Raw genomic sequence first — 17,140 nt, 5'->3', positions numbered from 1 at the left:
TCCCCTCCTCAGATCAGGCCGGCTTGCTTCAGGAAATCGGCAGCCACCTTGGCCACCGGTTCCTGGTCGATGTCGACACGCTTGTTCAGTTCGGTCATGGTCGCCGTGTCGATCTTGGCCGACAGGGCATTCAGTTGCGCGGCCAGCTCGGGATTCTTCTCAAGGATTTCCTGGCGCACCACCGGAGTGGCCTTGTAGGCGGCAAAGTAACCCTTGTTGTCATCCAGCAGTTGCAGATCGAAACCCTTGATGCGGCCGTCCGAGGCGTAGGTCAGGCCGACGAACAGCTGTTCATTCTTCAGCGCCGTGTAGACCAGACCGGGGTCCATCTGCTTGACTTCGCTGCGATCCAGCTTGAAGCCGTACAACTGCTGCATCGGGCCCAGGCCGTCGGGGCGCGAGGCGAACTCGTAGTCCACGCCCATGAGGTGCGGCTTGCCCCCCTCCTTTTCATCTTCGTTGATGCGCTCGGCCAGGTCCTGCAGCGAGCGGATGTGGTACTTCTCGGCCAGTTCGCGCGGCATGGCGAAGGCGTAGGTATTGTTGAGCTCCGATTGATTCAACCAGACCAGGCCGCGCGGCGCGTCCAGCTCCTTGACCTTCTGGTAGATCTGGTCGGCATCGAGCTTGTCCTCGATGTGGTTGTAGACAATCAGGGCGGTCCCGGTGTAGTCCCAGACGATGTCGAGCTGACCGCTTTCCAGCGCCGAACGCATCAGGGTGGTGCCCAGGCCGTTCTTCAGTTCGGTGTCATAACCCTTGGCGCGCAGGTATTGCGCGGTCATGTCCGAGAGCAGCAACTGCTCGGTGAAGTTCTTGCCGCCGATGACCAGGGTCTGCGCCTGCGCCCGGGCCGTGCCGAACATGGCCAGCGCCAGCGCCAGGGCGCACAGGGCGTATTTCGCAATGGTCTTGCTTGTCATGCTTTCCTCTCTACCGCTGTGCCCGATGCTGCCGGCGTGCGGTCGTTCTTGTGATGGAAATGAAATGTCGGATCAGGCCCGCAGTCCGCGACGCGCCAGGTAGAAGCCCGACAGCGAGGTCACCAGGGCATCCAGCACCAGTGCCAGCAAGGCGGTCGCGGAAGCCCCCAGCAGCAGCTGGCCATGGTTGTTGAGGTAGATGCCCGGGAAAATCAGCCCGCCCAGACTCTCGCCACCGATGAGCATCGACAGTGGTGCGCTGCCGACATTGATCGCCAGTGCCGTGCGCACGCCGCCCACGATGATGGGCAGTGCATTGGGCAATTCCACCCGCAACAGGATCTGGTACGGCTTCATGCCGATGCCGCGGGCCGCTTCCTTCATGGCCGCCGGCACGTTCTTCAAGCCCTCGTAGGTATTGCGCACGATGGGCAGCAGCGAGGCCAGCCACAACGCCAGGATGGTCGGACCATTGCCGATGCCGAAGGCCGCCAGTGCCAGCGCCAGCACCGCAATGGACGGAATGGTGTTGCCGATGTTGAAGATCTGGATGAACTTTTCTGCACTGCGTTGCGCACCCGGGCGGGACAGCGCAATCCCGGCCGGAATGCCGGTGAGCAGTGCCAGCACCATCGAACTGAAGACCAGTTCCAGATGCTTGCCGGTGTAGTAGACCAGGTCACCACGATACTTATGGATGACGTCCGGACCTATCCACCAGACCAGGCCTGCGATAACCAGCGCAAAACCAAGCGCGCCGGCGAAGACGTGACGAACACGTGTCATGTTACCCCCTGTTGGTATAGCCGAGGCGACATGACGCCGCTACGACGGGTTTCTGGAATCAATTTTTTGGAGGTTCGCTTGCCCCGTTGGGCGTATCGTTTGGATGCGAACCGAAGCTGCAAAGGCAGCGATGAAACCGAAGCGATGAAGCCAGCCTCGGCATGATGCTTACCGGACAGGGATGGGAACGGGTCACCGTGGAGAACGGGAGAGCATTCGCGCTGCCAGCCGGAAATTTGGACAACCCGCACATTGCGGATCGGACACTGCTATAGGGTCGTTGTTGAACAAGGATGTCGCGTAGACAAACGGTAGTTTAAAGCAATCGCTTAATGCTGTCCAGCAATGTAGCAATGTAAATCGATAACTTACAGATCTGAAGCACTTTTAAAAGTTCCCAACAGCATGCAATATGCTACTAAAAGTGGGCATCCCGAAAACCGCCAGTGCGGCGCTATCCCTTGCCCCACGCGGTTCCCGCCGAGCTTGACGATCCGACAAGAGCGGGCAAAAAAAAAATCGCCGGACCTCTGTACGAGGCCGGCGAAATTTTTTGGGGAAACGCGAGCAGAGGGCCGCGTCGCTGTCCTGCGTTCAGCGCATGGCGCCGAAGACCTTGCCGAGAATGGCACTGCCGCTGCCCACGGGATCCTTGCGGATGGCCTTTTCTTCCTCGCCGATCATGAGGAACAAACCGTCCAGGGCGCGCTGGGTGACATAGCCTTCGACCGTGCTCTGTGAGCTGCCCACCAGCCCGGACTTGGCAACCTGGCCCATGACGGCGTTGTAGCGGCCGGAGAGGCCGTTCTTGTCGGTGATCCGCTTGACGATGGGCAGGAACTTCACGGCCAGTTCACCCGAGGTTTTCTGACGGAAGAAGTCGGTGACGGAGGTATCGCCGCCGGCCAGGATATTCTTGGCGTCGCTCACGGACATGGACTTGACGGCGTTCATCAGCAGTGGCTTGGCCAGCGGGACGGCGGCTTCGGCGGCGTGGTTCATGTCGGCCACCAGGCCATCGACCTGGCTGCCCATGCCGGTCATGCGCAGGATGGGCATGGCCTGCTCCAGGGCGCCAGGCAGCTGGATCTTGACCTTGTCATTGCCGAGGAATCCATTGGGCCGCCCCAGGTTGGCCACGGCGCTGCTGGCCCCTTTCTCCAGCGCCGCTTTGAGGCCGGCGGTGGCGTCCTGGTTGCTCAGGTCCGAGAGAGAAAAGGCGAATGCGCCACTGCAGGTGAGCACAAGGCCGACAGCCAAAGCGCGGCGCACGGCAGAGACGGGAAAACGGGAATTGGGCATGCGCGACTCCATGGTTCAGGATGCGGGGATGATAGCAGGCTGCCCCCACCTGCTCCTCATTTGCCGCGTGACAGCTCCAGCCCGGCATTGCGCGGCAGCTTGCCGCTGATCGGCACCGAAGCCACCGAAAACAGGCCGATGACCAGGAAGGCCGGCCAGAAGTCAGTTTCCACGATGGTGGCGTGGCCCTGCAGATGATTGGACAGTTGCAGCACGATACCGGCCACCGTCACGCCCAAGCCCAGCGAGAGTTGCTGGATCACGCTGGCCAGGCTGGTCACGCGGCCGGCGTCACGATTGTCGATGTCGGCATAGGCGATCGAGTTCAGGCAGGTGAACTGCAGCGCCGGGAACACCCCGCCCATCAACACGATGGTGACGATGAGCAGGTAAGGCGTATGAATGCTGAAGATGCCATAGGCCGCCAGCGCGATACCGGCGAACACCGCATTGACCATCAGCACCGTGCGAAAACCATAGCGACGCAGCACCCGGCTGGCCAGCAGACGGATGAAGAGCGAGCCGAAGGCCGAGGCACAGGTGATGCTGCCGGCCTGGAAGGCGGTCATGCCCAGTCCCTCCTGCAGGGCCAGCGGCAACAGGAAGGGCACCGCGCCCAGACCGATGCGAAACAGAGAGCCCCCCACCACGCTGGCATGCAGCGTGGGGATACGCAGCAGGCGGAAGTCCAGCAAGGGATACGGGATCTGGGTGGAATGGCGGTAGTACATCGCCAGCGCGATGGCGCCGATGGAACACATGGCCACCGGCGTGGCGCCATCGACCAGGTGGCTGCCGAACAGCGACAGGCCCAGCATGATCATGGCCGCGCCCACCGAGGTGAGTACGAAACCCTTCACATCCAGCGGTGCCGGATCGTCTTCCTTGAAGTTCTCGATGAAGCGGTGCGCCAGATACAACCCCAGGAAGCAGAACGGGATATTGATCAGGAACACCCAGCGCCAATGGAAGTAAGTCGTGATGAAGCCGCCCAGCAGCGGCCCGACCACCGGCCCCAGCAGCGCCGGCAAGGTGAGATAGCTGACCGCCTTGACCAGCTCGGACTTGTCCACCGAACGGGCGATGATGACCCGTCCCACCGGCACCATCATGGCCCCGCCGATACCCTGCAGGAAGCGCGCAGCCACGAAGGTCACCAAAGAACCCGAAACCGCGCAGAGGATGGAACCGGTCATGAAGACGATCATGGCCGAACTGAACACCTTGCGCGCCCCCAGCTTGTCAGCCATCCAGCCGGAAATCGGAATGAACACGCCCAGCGCCGCGACATAGGCAGTCATGGCCAGTTTGAGGGTGATCGGGTCCTGGTTGAGATCGCGCGCCAGCGCGGGCAGCGAGGTGGCCAGCACGGTGGCGTCCATGTTTTCCATGAACAGCGCACAGCCGACAATGAGCGGAATGAGCAGCGAAGGTCGCACAGTTGGCAACGGGGACAATGACAGTGGCGGAATTCCAGGGAGGCTCTTCGTTCTTCGGCCTCCTGAAGTTCAACAGTTTATACCAGTTGGCCTTTTCTTGCGGGCAAGCCGTCGGATCGCCACAACGATATGAACACTTTGGCAGACAGGCTGCCGCCTTCTGACAAGTAGCTTCACCTGGCCGGCGAGGCACTTTATCGATGCGCCCGTGGCACAATGCAGTGCGGCTTGCTGCACGAAGCAATCTTCATATCACCGCATTTCCAGCCACCCTCTCATTTGGAACCGGAATGAACAACGACACCCACAGCAAAACCTTGGGCTATCTGCTCTGGATCTTCGGATTCCTGGGCGCACACCGTTTTTACTATGGCAAGCCGGTCACCGGCACGATCTGGTTTTTCACGCTGGGCCTGCTGGGCATCGGCTGGATTGTCGACCTGTTTCTGATCCCGTCGATGGACCGCGAGGCTGATCGCCGTTTCGTGGCTGGCGAGATCAATTATTCGGTGGCCTGGTTGCTGCTGACCTTCCTGGGCATTTTTGGTGCCCATCGTCTGTACATCGGCAAGTGGATCAGCGGCATCGTGTATTTCTTCACGGGCGGTTTCTTCCTGCTGGGGGTGCTCTATGACTTCTGGACCCTCAACGCCCAGATCTCCGAGCGCAATCACGGCGGTCGCAGCTGAGCCCTGCGGTCCTGCGCCCTACTTCTTCTTCAATGCCTTCAGGCGCCTGGCAGCCAGCTCCACGGTGTGGAGCTGCTCCTTGCGCTTCATGGATTTCCAGTCCTTGATTTCCTCCCGGGTGCGGCCGCATCCGGTACAGACTTCGTGTTTGAGCTTGCACAGCGAGACACAGGGGCTCTTGACGTCTTTTCCCACTTCCGGTTTCCACTTCATTCATCTGCAGACACTCTCGACTGTACTGCAATGCTGCAAAGGCTGCTCACGCCGCGTCCAGACAAAAAAGCCCGCATCCTTGCGGATGCGGGCCAGCCCACGACTACCTCTGCTACGTTTTGCTACAGATTGCTACAGGTATCACAGCCGCCTGCTTTCCCCGAGTACCAGTCTTTCAAGCAAGCGACTGGACGGGAGTATCCAGATTTACACGGCCTTTGGGCATAGGAAAATTCTGAAAAATTGAAATGAATTTGTGGCGGGCTGCTATTCGGTTTTGCTCGCTTGCCGGTGTTGATCGGATTTGTCCGATTTGTCCGACTTGTCCGATTTTTCCGCCTTGTCCTGCTTGAAGCGCGTCACCAGCAACTGGTTGATGCGATTGCCCTCGATGTCCACCACCTCGAACTTGAAATCGGAAAAGAGCACGAAATCGGTCTTCTTGGGGATCTTGCGCAGCATGTACATGATGAAACCCGCGAGGGTTTCATAACCCACCGGATTGGGATATTCGTCGATGTCCAGCTCGTTCATCACATCATTCAAGGGCGTGAGACCATCCATGAGCCAGGAGTTTTCATCGCGTCGCACGATCTGCTGCTCTTCCTCGGTGATGGCCAGGAGATTACCCATGAGTACGCCCGTCACGTCGGTGATGCTGATGATGCCCACCACCAGTGCATATTCATTGACCACGATGGCCAGGTCTTCATCCATGGCCTTCATGCGTTCCAGCACTTCCCACAGGTTCAGCGAGTCGGGAATGGACAAGGGCGTATGTACCAGCCCCTTGTCAGTCAGGGAAAACTGTTCGCCCTTCAAGAGGCGCTTCAACACATCCTTGCTGTCGATATAGCCCAGCACCGCATCGATATGCCCATCGCAGACCAGGAAGCGCGAATGCGGATGGTCGATGATCTTCTGGCGGATCATGTCTTCGCTGTCGGTCAGCAGGAAATAGACGATGCTGTCACGCGGCGTCATGGCCGAGGGCACGTAGCGGCTTTCCAGTTCGAACACGTTCTCGATGAGGTGATGCTCCTGCGTGAGCAGCACACCGGCCTGGGCGCCGGCATCGACCATGGCGTGGATCTCGTTGGGCGTGATCACTTCCTGGCGCACCTGCGGCAGTCCGAACAGCGTGAAGATCCACTTCGACAGACTGTTGAAGAACCACACCAGGGGCTTGAAGATTGTCTCCAGCAGCAGCATGGGCTTGACCAGCGCCACCGCCGCGCGCTCGGGCGCGACCATGGCCAGGCGCTTGGGCATGAGGTCGGCAAAGAGGATGAAGAAGGCCGTCACCACCAGGAAGGACATGGCGAAGCTGGCATTTTCCAGCAGCGGGCCAGTATAGAAGGTGCTGATCAGCTCACGCATGTGCGGCGTGAGTGCGGGCTCACCCACCACCCCGCCCAGAATGGCCACGGCATTCAGGCCGATTTGCACTACCGTGAAGAAATTGCCCGGCTGGGCCTGCAAGGACAAGACGCGGTCGGCGTTCTGTACGCCTTCCTTGGACATCATTTCGAGACGGATCTTGCGCGAGGCGGCGATGGAGATCTCGGCGCAGGACAAAAAGGCGCTGACCACGACCAGGAGCAGGATCAGCAGCAGACTGGTGAATATGCTCATGTTGTTCATGTTGTTCTTATCTCATTGATTTGACGTGACATTCTCTCGCGCAACGGGGAGAAAAAGCAAATTTCACGCCAAACACGGATCAGATGAAGCCTTGTGCATGCCTGCCAGGTGCCCGCTCCCCGCCTCAATACACGTCGCGCCGATAACGGCCCTGCTCGGCCAGTGTCTGCAGGGCAGGTTCACCGAGGATCTCCTGCAAGGCCAGCGCCACGCCGCCGGCCATGCCCTGCAGGCTGCCGCAGACGTAGAGACTGGCGCCCTCCTGCACCCACTGCCGCAATGCGTCGGCGGCCTCGCGCACCTTGTCCTGCACGTAGATACGCTCGGGCTGGTCACGCGAGAACGCCAGGTCCAGCCGCTGCAACCAGCCCTGGGCCTGCCAGTCCAGCAGTTCCTGCTGATGGAAGAAGTCATGCTGGCGCGAACGCTCGCCGAACAGCAGCCAGTTGCGCCGCTGTCCGGCTGCCACGCGCTGGCGCAGATGCGCACGCAAGCCGGCCAGGCCGGTCCCGTTGCCGATCAGGATCAAGGGGCGATCATCGCCGGGGCCGTGGAAACTGCCGTTGCTGCGCACGCGCAGGGCGATCTCCTGACCCGGCCGCGCATGCAGCCCCAGCCAGCCGGAGCCCAGGCCGGGGCGGCCATCGGGCAGGTGCATCAGGCGCACCATCAATTCCAGCGCGCCATCGGCGGGCAGCGAGGCAATCGAGTAGGCACGATGCGGCAGCGCCGGCAAGGCTGCCAGCAATTCTTCATCGGGCAAGCTGCGCAATGCGGCGAGCTGGTCGGCCTCGTGCGGCAGCAGCCGAGTGGCCAGCGCAGCACGCAGGGACTCGCCCTGGCGCCCGATCGCATGCAGGAAGGCATCCACGGCAGCCCCGCTGTTCTGCGGGCCGATCTCGGCGATATCGCCTGCCTGCCACTCTGGCGAGGGCAAGTCGAGCGGCGTCAGGCTCAGGTGAAACACCGGATCCCCCTGGCTGTCCGGATTGAGCACGCGCCGCCCGGCCAGACGCCAGCGGCCATAAGCGGGCGCGCTCCAGTCGGCTTCATCGCTGTGGCCGCTCAAGACACCCAGTTGATGCTGCCAGTGACGCAGCGCACCTTCGTCGCCGTTGTCGACCTCGATGGCATCGAATAGCGGCTGTGCGTGGCGGCGGCACAGCCAGGCGTGCAGCGCATGGCCGAACGCGCAGTATTGCTGATAGCTGCGGTCGCCCAGGGCCAGCACGCCGAAACGCAGGTCCGGCAAAGCGGCGCTGTCGCTGCTGCCCAGTTGCCGGGCCAGTGCGGAGGCATCATCGGGGGCGTCACCCTCGCCTGTGGTGCTGGCCACGAACAGGGCCAGGCGCGTGGCTTGCAGATGGGCATCGGTCAACTGTCCGGCAGGAAGCACGCACACCACCAGGCCACCTGCGCGCAAACTTTGCGCGGTCTGCCAGGCCAGTCGCTCAGCTGTACCGGTCTGGCTGGCAAAAACGACCAGTACGGTCTGCGGGCCAGTGGCCTGTACACTTCCCCACTCTGCTTGTCGACGCTGCTGCGCACGGCGATGGACGATGAAGGTCATCACGCAGAACACCAGGTAAGTCAGCGCCACCAGCGCGGCCATCAGGTAACGGGTCTGCATCATGCCGCTCACGCCAGCATGGCGGCCAGCGCCGGGGTCAGACTTTCGCGGAAGCCATTGGCCTGGCGGCTGATGAACAGGGCGGCAATGCCGCGTTCACGGGCAAAGGACAGTCCGGCTTCTTCGCCCAGTACAGTGAGCACCGTCGCCAGCGCATCGGCCACCATACATTGCCGGTGCAGTACCGTAACAGAGGCCAGTGCAGTGCGCACCGGTGTACCGGTACGGGGATCGATGGTATGGGCAAGGCGCTGGCCGTCGCGGTCGATATAGCGACGATAGTCACCCGAGGTGGCGATGGCCAGGCCGTGCAGGGCCACCACCATGCCGGGATGATCATCCTGCGGCGGGCGTTCCAGCGCCACCCACCAGGGCTGGCCATCGGCCTTGACCCCTTCCCCCACCAGTTCCCCGCCTACCTCGGCCAGCCAGCTCACGCAAGCGCAGTCGCGCAGCGCCTGCGCCACCAGGTCCACTGCATACCCCTTGGCAATGCCGGAGAAATCCAGATGCACTCCGCCCGCCTGCTGCACCTGGCGCTGCGCCCGGTCGAGCAGGATGCGCTGCCAGCCGCAACGCTGGCGGGTGCGCTCCAGCAGCGCCGGTTGCGGCAGGCACAGGGCCTCCCGCGCAACGCTGCCGGCGCCGAAACCCCATAAATCCACCAGCGGACCGATGGTCGGATCGAAGGCGCCATCGCTGTCCACGGCCATGGTGAGCGCGGCATCCAGCACCGTGAAGAAGGCTTGCGGCAGCGCGTGCCAGCTGCCTGCCGGGGCGTGGTTGAAGCGGCTGATGAGGGAATCGGGCTCCCAGGTGCTCATCTCGTCGATGACCCGCTGCAACTGCGCCTCGATGGCTGCGGCAATGGTCTGCGGCGTGACGCTGCGCGGGGCCAGCGCCTGCACGCTCCAGGTGGTCCCCATGGTCTGCCCGGACAGGCGCCGGAGCGCCACATCGGGCGGCAGGATGGACGGGGCTTGCAGGTCGACGGGGATCAGGACGCGGTGGGACATCGTCATCTTCGGCAATGAAAACGGCGCCTGCAATACAGGCGCCATCGGGGTCAATCAAATGCAGTCAGGCGCGATCAGGGCAGCACTTCGAAGGTTGCGATATAGGTCGCGCGACGCTGGGTCGCCTGCGGCAGCGAGGTCTTCTGGTCGGAGACGCTGGCTTCCATCCAGTACATGCCGGGACCTGTCCACTTCACGCTGAACTTGCCCTGGGCATCGGTCTTGAGCTTGGTGTCCTGCAGCTTGTCGCGGTAGCGGATGCCGCCGGGCACCAGCTCCACGTCCACATCCGACGCCGGCTTGCCGTCGAGCAGCAGCTGGAAGCTAGCGGTGTCGCCGGCGACCAGGTCGGTGGGATGGGTCAGCGGTTGCAGCTCCAGGCCCACGCCGGTGGTGGCCAGCGCGGCCTGGCTCGGCTTGCCGGCCGTGACGAAGGTTTCCACGCGACTGTTCATCTGGGTCACCTTCAGGTCGGTGGCATTGGCCGGGATTTCCTTGGCCAGGGTCTCGGCAGTACCGCGCCAGCGCTTCTGCTGACCATCCACCTTGTAGCTGGCGAAGACGCCATGGTTGACCACGGCGATCTTGTAGGTACCCGGCTGGCTCAGTTGCACATCGAAGGTGCTGCGGTACTTGCCGGTAGAGGCATTGACGGCTTGCACCGGCTTGCCATCGGGACCGGTCACCACCAGCCCATCCAGGCGCAAGGGGAAGTGTTCGAAATAGAACAGGTCATTGGAGACGGCGGCATCGACCGTGACCCAGGCTTGATTGCCCGAGAGAACGGTGGCCGAGGGCAGCAGCCACTGGCGGTGGGCATGGGCCGACAGTGGCAGGCTCATGGCCAGGGCCAAGGCGGCGATCTTCATGGAGCGAGCAGCGAAATGCGGGAGGGATAACGACATGGCAGCTTCCTTGTTCTGATTGAGCTGGTTGATCTGATTGTTCTGGTTGATCTGGTGAGGAAATCAAAGCGGGTGGACGGGATCAGGGCTTCAGGTCCAGCGTCACGGCCCCCAATTCGCTGCTGCCCTGAGCCTTGGCGCTCTGGGTCGACTTGGGCGGCCACTGGAACGGCAGCTTCACCAGTTCGCGGCCACCGACTTCACGCGCGGCTTCGACCATGAGCACGTAGTCGCCGGGAGCGAGGTTGGCGATCGGTCCCTTGCCGGAGCCGAAATTGAGTTTCTGTTCACCCGGGGCGCGGGTGGCACCGCTGACGCCATCGATGGGCATCTGCTGCTCGCGCCCGCTGCGACGCCACCACTGGCGCATGTCCTTCAACCACTTTTCGCCTTCCTTGTCCTTTTTCTTCATGTCGTACCAGACCGCCAGGTTGGCGGCCACGCTCTGGTCGGCACGCTCGATCCAGGCGGCCAGGTAGGGACGGTGATACTCGGCCACGTTCAGGGTCGGGATATCGATCCGGAGAGTCATCTCCGCTGCACCGGCCGGGGCGGCAGCGGCAAACAGCGCCGCCATGGCCAGGGCCAGGGCAGTCGGTTTCAACAGGGCGGACTTGCTACGCTTCATGGGACCTCGCTAAAGAAGACAGAATGATTGGCTGCAAGCCGCAAGAGCTTGTCTGGCTGAGGGAAACGACGAATTCAGTGAATGAAGAGCAGCGCCAGCAGCAAGGGCGCCACCAGCCCCAGCGCCACCAGCGGCCAGGTCGCCGGGCGCTTGCCGGCGTGCATCTGCAGCAGGAACAGGCCGGTGATGCAGAACACCAGGCAGGCCACCGCAAACACATCGATGAACCAGCTCCAGGCCACGCCGGTATTGCGGCCCTTGTGCAGATCGTTGAAGTAGGAGATCCAGCCGCGGTCGGTCTTTTCGTATTCGACCTGACCATCCTCCAGCCCCACCCGCAGCCAGGCATCGCCGCCCGGTCGCGGCAGGGCCACGTAGAGCTCGTCGGCCGACCATTCGGCGTCGTGATGATCGACGCTCACCGCCAGCTCGCGCTCGGTCCAGTCACGCAGGGCCGCAGGCAGTGGCGACTTGCTGCCGCCGTTGGCATCGGCCGCTTCAGCCTGTTGACGCAGCGATGCCAACAGGGGCGCGGGCAGCGTGGCCTTGCGATGGGTGACCTGGGGCTTGGCCTCGATCTGGGCGGCGTGGTTCAGCGTCAGCCCGGTGGCCGCGAAGACCAGCATGGCCACCAGGCAGATACCGGAACTGATCCAGTGCCACTGGTGCAGCTGCTTGAGCCAGAAGGCGCGACGTTTCTGGTCGGCGACGACGGGGAGCGAATGGGCGGCAGCGGGCTTCATGAGACGGCAGCGAGGTTGGGAAAGAGAACGGCACGAGGATGGGCAGCCCCGCACCAAATAATAATAATTCTCAATTATATCTGGACTCATCCTTGCATCGCCAGCCATAGCAAGCACTTTTACTTTGCGATACATGAAGATACAAAAACGGCATCCCGCCCCACCGCAGTGGAAGGAGATGCCGTCAGGACTGCAATGCGAGGCGTGATTCAGCGCAGCAGCTCGTACGGTCCGCCCTTCTCCAACGCACGCTGATAGGCCGGCCGCGCGTGGATGGCTTCAAGGAACTTGAGCAGGTTGGGAGAGCGCCCATCCAGCCCGCCGCGCGCCCGCATGCCTTCCACCACGAAACTCATCTGGATGTCCGCGCCGCTCAGGGTCTGGCCGGCGAACCAGCCATCCTTGCCCAGTTCGGCTTCCATGTAGCGCATCTGGCGCTCGATCTGCGGCGCCACCAGGCGGCTGCGCATGCCGGTGGAGAGCATGTTGGCAATCGGACGGATCAGGGCCGGCACGGCCTTGGGCATCTTGCTGAAGATCAACCCCAGCAGCAGCCAGGGCATGGCCGAGCCCTCGGCGAAGTGCAGCCAGTAGCGGTAGCGCAGGCGCTCGGGGGTACCGGCTGCGGGCAGCAGGCCGCTGTCGGCACCATAGCGCTCCAGCAGGTACTCGACGATGTTGCCCGATTCGGCAATGGTCAGATCGCCATCGGTGATGACCGGGGATTTGCCCAGCGGATGCACCTTCAGCAGTTCCGGCGGGGCCAGCATGGTCTTGGGGTCGCGCTGGTAGAACTTGATCTCGTAGTCCAGGCCCAGCTCTTCGAGCAGCCACAGCACGCGCTGGGAGCGGGAGTTGTTCAGGTGATGCACGGTGATCATGGCGCGGTCCTTGTAAAATGCGAGGCGACAACTCTAACACCATCAAGAAACCCGCCCCATGGCCGTCACGCCTCTTTACAAACAATTTGCCGACCAGCTCGCGGCCTCCATCCGCGACGGCGTGCTGCGCCCGGGCGAGCGCATCGCTTCGGTACGCATCGCCAGCCAGCAGCACAAGGTCAGCGTCACTACCGTGGTGCGCGCCTACGAACTGCTGGAAAGCCGCGGCATCATCGAGAGCCAGCCGCAGTCCGGCTATTTCGTGCGCGAGCAGGCCGAGGCCGTTCCCCGCCCGGTCATCAGGCCGCCCTCGCAGGCCGATCACCCGGCCTGGCAGGAATCCACCGAAGTCGACGTCAGCCGCCTGGTGCTGGCTACGCTCAAGACCATCCAGCAGGATGGCACCGTGCCGCTGGGCTCACCCTATCCCAATCCGGCGCTGTTTCCTTCGCACCGGCTGGCGCAATATGCCGGCCGCATCGCGCGTCACGCCAGCCAGTCCAGCGTGTTCGACGACCTGCCGCCGGGACATCCCGACCTGCTGCGCCAGATCGCCCGCCGCTATCTGGAAAACGGACTCAAGGTCGATCCCGAGGAAATCGTCGTCACCGTCGGCGCCACCGAGGCCATCAATCTCTGCCTGCAAGCCGTGGCCCGTCCCGGCGACACGATTGCGGTGGAGACGCCGACCTTCTACGCCATGCTGCACGCCATCGAACGCCTGGGCATGCGGGCACTGGAGATCCCGACCGATCCGCAACGCGGCATCGACGTGGGGGTGCTGGAAGAACGAATGAAGACGCAACCGGTGGCGGCCTGCATGGTGATGCCCAACTTCCAGAATCCGCTGGGCTTCCAGATGCCGGACAGCGAAAAGGAAAGACTGGTGCGCCTGGCCGAACAGCACCAGATGCCGCTGATCGAAAACGCCGTCTACAGCGAACTGTATTACGGCAATGCCCATCCTTCTTCGCTGAAGAACTACGACCGCGAAGGGCTGGTGCTGCACTGCTCGTCCTTCTCCAAGAGCCTGACCTCAGCGCATCGCATCGGCTGGGCCATGCCGGGACGCTATCGGGCGCAGGTCGAGAAACTCAAGTTTCTCAACACGCTGGCCACCCCGACGGCGCCGCAGCGCGCGATTGCCGAATACCTGACGCAGGGCGGCTATGAGCGCCACCTGCGACGCGTACGCCGCGCCTTCGCCCAGCAGCGCGACATGATGCGGCATTTCGTGCTGCGCTTCTTCCCGGCGGGCACGCAGGTGTCCGAGCCGCAAGGCGGGTATGTGTTGTGGGTGGAATTGCCGCATCGGGTCGATGCGATGGAGTTGTATCGCCGCAGCCTGGCGCTGGGGATCACGGTGGCACCGGGGCGCATCTTTGCGGCGACCAACCGGTACAGTCACTTCATTCGCTTGAATTACAGCTATGCCTGGTCGAAGGAAACCGAGCAGGCCTTGAAGCTGGTGGGGAAACTGGTGGAAGAACTGGCGGGGTGAGTGTGCGGCGCGCCTGATCGGTGCACCGCAAACCGCATTTACTGAGGCGACACCAGCAAGCTCACGCTGCCGGTCCCATCCTCATTCATCTCGACCTTCACCACACCAGCCTCTTCCAGCGCCGAGAGAAACCGCCGCAAGGTACTCATGCGCAATTGCGTGCGCTTGGACAAGCGCGCCAGCGACAGCGCCCCGCCCTCTTTCTCTTCGGCATCGGCCTGCAGGGTTTCGACGATCAGCAGCACTTCGGGTGGCACGCCCATCTGCTGCGCGCGGGCCTGCAAATCCGCATCCTGCGGGGCGGACATCTCGATGATGCTCATGTCCGCCTCCATCACGCCGCCGAACGCTGTACCGCCGAACGCGACAACAGCACCGGAATGGACTTGGAAGTAGGCGTACGCGCCTTGTCGGCAAAGCTTTCCAGCGGCACCAGCGGGTTGGTCTCGGGATAGTAACTGCCGATACAACCGCGCGGAATGTCATATTCCACCAGCAGGAAACCATCGGCGCGGCGCTCCACGCCGTCATCCCAGACGCTGGTGATGTCGACCCATTCACCATCCTTCAAACCCAGCATCTGCAGGTCCGCCGGGTTGATGAAGACCACGCGGCGCTGGCCAAACACGCCGCGATAACGGTCGTCCATGCCATAGATGGTGGTGTTGTACTGGTCGTGCGAACGAGTGGTCATCAGGGTCAAGAGCTTCTCGCCATGGATCGCGCGGGCGCGATGAATGGGCGTGTCCTTGGGGATCTCATGGACGATGAAGTTGGCCTTGCCGCTGCCGGTCTTCCAGACGCGGTCGCGCGAGGCCACGCCCAGGTGGAAGCCGCCCGGATTGGCGATGCGCTCGTTGTAGCCCTTGAAGGCGTCATACACCTTCTCGATGGCATCGCGGATGCGCGAATAATCCTCGGCGTACCACAGCCAGTCGATCTTCGGACCATTGTTGCGAGACTTCATGGTGGCTTCGGCCAGGTGCGCCACGATGGCCGTCTCCGACATCAGGTGTTCGGAAGCCGGCTTGTTGATGCCGTAGGAGACGTGCACCATGCTCATCGAATCTTCCACCGTCACGCCCTGCGGACCGGACTTCTGCACGTCGATCTCGGTGCGGCCCATGGTCGGCAGGATCAGCGCATCCTTGCCATGCACCAGGTGGCTGCGGTTGAGCTTGGTGGTGATGTGCACCGTCAGGTTGCAGGAGCGCATGGCCTCGAAGGTGCGCGGGGTGTCGGGCGTAGCCATGGCGAAATTGCCACCCAGACCGATGAAGACCTTGGTGCGCCCTTCCAGCATGGCCATGACCGAACCCACGGTGTCATTGCCGTGATGGCGCGGGGCCTTGAAACCGAACACCTGTTCCAGACGATCCAGGAAGGCCGGGGTCGGCTTCTCGTCGATGCCGACCGTGCGGTCACCCTGCACGTTGGAGTGGCCGCGCACCGGGCACAGCCCGGCGCCCTGACGACCGATGTTCCCGCGCAGCATCATCATGTTCGACAGCAGCTGGATGGTAGCCACCGCGTACTTGTGCTGGGTCAGGCCCATGCCCCAGGTGGCGATCACGGCCTTGCCCTTGACGTAGACCTGGGCCAGTTTCTCGATGTCCTCGCGCGAGACGCCGGACTCGGCGACGATGTCGTCCCAGCTTTCGGCGCGCGCCTGGGCGGCGAATTCCTCGAAGCCGGCCGTGTGTTCCTCGATGAACTTCACGTCGATGACGCGCTCGGTACCGGCCACCTTGGCCGCGTCATCCAGTTCGATGGTGCGCTTGATGACGCCCTTGATCAGCGCCAGATCGCCCCCCAGCGTGGGGTGGATGAACATGGAACTGATGCGGGTGCTGCCCATGGTCAGCATCTCGACCTTGCTCTGCGGATCGGCAAAGCGTTCCAGGCCGCGTTCCTTCAAGGGGTTGATGGCCACGATGGTGGCACCGCGCTTGGAAGCATGACGCAGCTCGCCCATCATGCGCGGGTGATTGGTGGCCGGGTTCTGGCCGAACAGCAGCAGCGTGTCGCAATGATCGAAGTCTTCCAGCAGCACCGTGCCCTTGCCGATGCCGACCGTTCCCGGCAGGCCCACGCTGGTGGGCTCGTGGCACATGTTGGAGCAGTCGGGGAAATTGTTGGTGCCGTACTGGCGCACGAACAGCTGGAACAGGAAGGCCGCTTCGTTGCTGGCACGGCCGGAGACATAGAAGTCAGCCATGTCCGGATCGGGCAAGGCGTTCAGGTGTTTGGCCATCAGTTCGAAGGCGGCGGACCAGTCGATCTTCTTGTACTTGTCGGTGGCGGCGTCGTACACCATGGGATGGGTCAGGCGGCCGTGTTCTTCCAGCTCGTAATCCGATTGCTGCATCAATTCGGTCACGGTGTGCTGCTCGAAGAACTCGGGGGTGACACGCTTCTTGGTGGCTTCAGCGGCCACGGCCTTGACGCCGTTTTCGCAGAATTCGAAGGTGGAGGTGTGTTCGCGGTCCGGCCATGCGCAACCGGGACAATCAAAGCCGTCAGGCTGGTTCTGCGACAACAGGGTACGCAATCCCTTGCCGTCGGCCACGTGTTCCTTGACCAGGTTCAGCGCCACGTATTTCAGTGCGCCCCAGCCGCCTGCGGGTTGATTGTATTGCTCGATTCTTGGTTTGGAAGGCATGATGTCTCGGGTCGGAGTGGAGTCCAGTGTAGGTGAAGTCTAGGTCACACACGTCCCAACCGGAATGCACAGGAAGACACGACGGATTCAAGCACAGTGCCTGTCAAGCCGCGTACGCAAGGACATGGCAGCTATCTGTACTGTAGTGACTGATGCTGGTGTCTGCTTTGCGTACCGG

General features: G+C 62.5%; 16 protein-coding genes. 2 read left to right on the top strand and 14 right to left on the bottom strand.

Annotated features, from left to right (window positions below; translation table 11 throughout):
* Positions 1 to 8 precede the first annotated feature (8 nt).
* The 4 genes from HWE01_RS04040 to HWE01_RS04025 form a co-directional block, all read right to left on the bottom strand.
* Complete coding sequence (locus HWE01_RS04040) at positions 9 to 923, bottom strand: glycine betaine ABC transporter substrate-binding protein (RefSeq protein ID WP_008327557.1); 915 nt, start codon at positions 921 to 923, stop codon at positions 9 to 11.
* 72 nt (positions 924 to 995) lie between these two features.
* Complete coding sequence (locus HWE01_RS04035) at positions 996 to 1,709, bottom strand: ABC transporter permease (RefSeq protein ID WP_008327554.1); 714 nt, start codon at positions 1,707 to 1,709, stop codon at positions 996 to 998.
* Between the two features lie 594 nt (positions 1,710 to 2,303).
* Positions 2,304 to 3,011, bottom strand: a complete 708-nt coding sequence (locus tag HWE01_RS04030; protein WP_241821136.1) for a DUF4197 domain-containing protein — start codon at positions 3,009 to 3,011, stop codon at positions 2,304 to 2,306.
* A 56-nt stretch (positions 3,012 to 3,067) separates the two neighbouring features.
* The gene (locus HWE01_RS04025) at positions 3,068 to 4,402 is read right to left on the bottom strand and encodes an MFS transporter (RefSeq protein WP_081486064.1); all 1,335 of its coding nucleotides are present in this window, start codon (positions 4,400 to 4,402) and stop codon (positions 3,068 to 3,070) included.
* 338 nt (positions 4,403 to 4,740) lie between these two features.
* Between HWE01_RS04025 and HWE01_RS04020 the strand changes: the two genes are divergently transcribed.
* Positions 4,741 to 5,139, top strand: a complete 399-nt coding sequence (locus HWE01_RS04020) for an NINE protein (RefSeq protein WP_008327547.1) — start codon at positions 4,741 to 4,743, stop codon at positions 5,137 to 5,139.
* A gap of 18 nt (positions 5,140 to 5,157) precedes the next feature.
* Here HWE01_RS04020 and HWE01_RS04015 read toward each other — a convergent pair whose 3' ends face one another.
* The 8 genes from HWE01_RS04015 to HWE01_RS03980 all read right to left on the bottom strand — a co-directional run bounded on the left by HWE01_RS04015 (position 5,158) and on the right by HWE01_RS03980 (position 12,799).
* Positions 5,158 to 5,352, bottom strand: a complete 195-nt coding sequence (locus HWE01_RS04015; protein WP_008327546.1) for a DUF1289 domain-containing protein — start codon at positions 5,350 to 5,352, stop codon at positions 5,158 to 5,160.
* 267 nt (positions 5,353 to 5,619) lie between these two features.
* Positions 5,620 to 6,987, bottom strand: coding sequence for a polyamine export protein PaeA (paeA, locus tag HWE01_RS04010; RefSeq protein WP_192811557.1), 1,368 nt, complete (start codon positions 6,985 to 6,987; stop codon positions 5,620 to 5,622).
* Between the two features lie 133 nt (positions 6,988 to 7,120).
* On the bottom strand, positions 7,121 to 8,629 hold the full coding sequence (locus tag HWE01_RS04005; protein WP_241821135.1) for a sulfite reductase subunit alpha: 1,509 nt from the start codon (positions 8,627 to 8,629) through the stop codon (positions 7,121 to 7,123).
* A gap of 5 nt (positions 8,630 to 8,634) precedes the next feature.
* Positions 8,635 to 9,642: an FAD:protein FMN transferase gene (locus HWE01_RS04000; RefSeq protein WP_241821134.1), complete on the bottom strand. Its 1,008-nt coding sequence runs from the start codon at positions 9,640 to 9,642 to the stop codon at positions 8,635 to 8,637.
* Between the two features lie 74 nt (positions 9,643 to 9,716).
* Complete coding sequence (locus tag HWE01_RS03995; protein ID WP_241821133.1) at positions 9,717 to 10,547, bottom strand: DUF4198 domain-containing protein; 831 nt, start codon at positions 10,545 to 10,547, stop codon at positions 9,717 to 9,719.
* 82 nt (positions 10,548 to 10,629) lie between these two features.
* Positions 10,630 to 11,175, bottom strand: coding sequence for a DUF2271 domain-containing protein (locus HWE01_RS03990; RefSeq protein WP_008327538.1), 546 nt, complete (start codon positions 11,173 to 11,175; stop codon positions 10,630 to 10,632).
* A 74-nt stretch (positions 11,176 to 11,249) separates the two neighbouring features.
* The gene (locus HWE01_RS03985) at positions 11,250 to 11,918 is read right to left on the bottom strand and encodes a PepSY-associated TM helix domain-containing protein (protein ID WP_241821132.1); all 669 of its coding nucleotides are present in this window, start codon (positions 11,916 to 11,918) and stop codon (positions 11,250 to 11,252) included.
* Positions 11,919 to 12,127: 209 nt separating this feature from the next.
* Positions 12,128 to 12,799 (bottom strand): glutathione S-transferase family protein, encoded by a 672-nt coding sequence (locus tag HWE01_RS03980; protein ID WP_008327535.1) that lies wholly within the window; start codon positions 12,797 to 12,799, stop codon positions 12,128 to 12,130.
* Between the two features lie 58 nt (positions 12,800 to 12,857).
* Between HWE01_RS03980 and HWE01_RS03975 the strand changes: the two genes are divergently transcribed.
* Positions 12,858 to 14,300: an aminotransferase-like domain-containing protein gene (locus HWE01_RS03975; protein ID WP_008327526.1), complete on the top strand. Its 1,443-nt coding sequence runs from the start codon at positions 12,858 to 12,860 to the stop codon at positions 14,298 to 14,300.
* Positions 14,301 to 14,338: 38 nt separating this feature from the next.
* Here the strand turns inward: HWE01_RS03975 and HWE01_RS03970 are convergent, their stop codons facing one another.
* Positions 14,339 to 14,623, bottom strand: coding sequence for a helix-turn-helix domain-containing protein (locus HWE01_RS03970; protein WP_008327525.1), 285 nt, complete (start codon positions 14,621 to 14,623; stop codon positions 14,339 to 14,341).
* Positions 14,624 to 14,634: 11 nt separating this feature from the next.
* Positions 14,635 to 16,962 carry an FdhF/YdeP family oxidoreductase gene (locus HWE01_RS03965; RefSeq protein ID WP_241821131.1) on the bottom strand — a complete coding sequence of 776 codons (2,328 nt, stop codon included), beginning with the start codon at positions 16,960 to 16,962 and terminating at the stop codon, positions 14,635 to 14,637.
* Positions 16,963 to 17,140: the final 178 nt, after the last annotated feature.

It is taken from the genome of Herbaspirillum sp. C7C8, assembly GCF_022627875.1.
Taxonomy (GTDB): Bacteria; Pseudomonadota; Gammaproteobacteria; order Burkholderiales; family Burkholderiaceae_D; genus Herbaspirillum.
Note: the sequence above shows the minus strand (reverse complement) of the source record. Positions and strands in the feature narration are given on the sequence as shown.